The 1500-nt window shown below is 41.1% G+C and carries 3 protein-coding genes; all 3 read right to left on the bottom strand.

Annotated elements, in window-relative coordinates:
* Positions 1-154: 154 nt before the first annotated feature.
* The gene (locus tag NUV69_05765; GenBank protein ID MCR4325159.1) at positions 155-604 is read right to left on the bottom strand and encodes a pyridoxamine 5'-phosphate oxidase family protein; all 450 of its coding nucleotides are present in this window, start codon (positions 602-604) and stop codon (positions 155-157) included.
* A 109-nt stretch (positions 605-713) separates the two neighbouring features.
* The gene (locus NUV69_05770; GenBank protein MCR4325160.1) at positions 714-1229 is read right to left on the bottom strand and encodes a hypothetical protein; all 516 of its coding nucleotides are present in this window, start codon (positions 1227-1229) and stop codon (positions 714-716) included.
* A 4-nt stretch (positions 1230-1233) separates the two neighbouring features.
* Positions 1234-1500 (bottom strand): SAM-dependent methyltransferase (locus tag NUV69_05775; protein MCR4325161.1); only part of this gene is annotated, 267 nt, incomplete at its 5' end.

Here is a 1500-nt window from a genome sequence, read left to right on the forward strand (position 1 = left end):
GCATCTGATCCATATATGTTATTGATACGATATTACTACTGATTAATAAAGAGAATTTGCTCTTCCTTTACTATAAAGGGTATTAAACCGGAGGGCAAGTCCTGCGATTTAATACCCTTTACTTAACTGCGCACCACAAGGACACAGCGACCTTTTAATTCTTTGCGCCAGCCGGCATATGTTCCAAAACAAGATCTCCGGAAGAGGCGTCGAGAAAGCGCACAAATGAAGGAGTCACTTTGAACATCACAAAATCTGAAGCGCCTTTAATGTAATATTTGCTCTGATTTTTTGATTCAAAAAAACCAAGCGTTTCGGCCGTTTTGTCTTCCGGGATGAATTCAACTTTCCCGCGGATTTCAACCGCCTTAAGCGGGTCTAGTTTTTCCTCCACGACGGTAAGCGAGACATAAGGGTGGCGTTTGATGACCGAGTACTTGCCAAAGGCCTTGCGTGTGCCGAAATATACGTTCAAATCGTCATCTATGGCGTAGAGCATAAGAGATGTCGTCGGGTGTTCATCGTCCCCTACTGTTGAAAGCACAGCCTTGCGGTGATCGTTTAAAAAATCTTTGATGATCCCCTTAAGTTCTTTTTCTGACATGTTTTTTTAATTTAGATTAATTTATGTGCATTATACCAAAAAGTAATATTAGGGTCATGGTTGGAAATTATTGATATAATTAAAAAGGGTTCTTTGCTTAAAATTTTTCTTACTCTTTGATGTCGTACTTCTTGTAAAGCGCAATTTTTAAACCGGCGGATCTTGCTTTATTAATGGTATCTTGAGTTCCAGTACTATTATTTACTTGAAATGCGCATACTTCATCCGATATGGCGACTTCTTCATTGTGTCGAAGATCATAGTGATCCTGTGTAATATCATACTTGGGCGGCATTTCTATTAAATGCTCTTTTCTTAGCTCTTTGATCTGCTTAAGAACTTTTTCAAGCTCGTTGATGCTTTCTTCTGTGACTGGAAACTTATTCCAATTTTTTCGATAATCCGAAATATAATTTGTCAGATCTGTGGGAATGATCACCTTTAGTCGCAAAATGCTAGGGTCAATCAATAATGCCTCAGTCATGGCAAAATAATCAACTCCGGTTGCTCCCCCAGTTACAACCCCGTCTCCACGCGCGAGCACTTTGCGTACCGCAACACGTACGTCGTTCTCAACTTCCTTGTTTGTGAGACGCCATGTACCAGTAAATATGACCCATTTCATAGATTTATTTTTCATTTCTCGACAATTTTTTTGCCTCAAGCACGAGGAATAGGGGTATCTCTTTGCGGGCAATGTCTTCCGCGCTCTGCCGAGGACCACGTTCACTTCTCTTGTGCGAGATCCATTCTTCAAGTTTGACAATAGCGAAACCTTCTTTTGCGAACGCCTTCGCATAATCCTGGAGAGAACGGTGGTATGAAATGGTCTGCGCACTTCCTTTTTTGCCCGGGTGCATGTCTATCTTTGTTTCAAAAGCTGAAAGGTACCTTCC

This window comes from Candidatus Curtissbacteria bacterium, assembly GCA_024654445.1.
Lineage (GTDB): Bacteria > Patescibacteriota > Microgenomatia > Curtissbacterales > GWA2-41-24 > JANLHP01.

Bases quoted from the DNA above. Each gene is read 5' to 3' on its own strand.
- NUV69_05765 (MCR4325159.1), bottom strand. From the start codon at position 604: ATGTCAGAAAAAGAACTTAAGGGGATCATCAAAGATTTTTTAAACGAT.
- NUV69_05770 (MCR4325160.1), bottom strand. From the start codon at position 1,229: ATGAAATGGGTCATATTTACTGGTACATGGCGTCTCACAAACAAGGAA.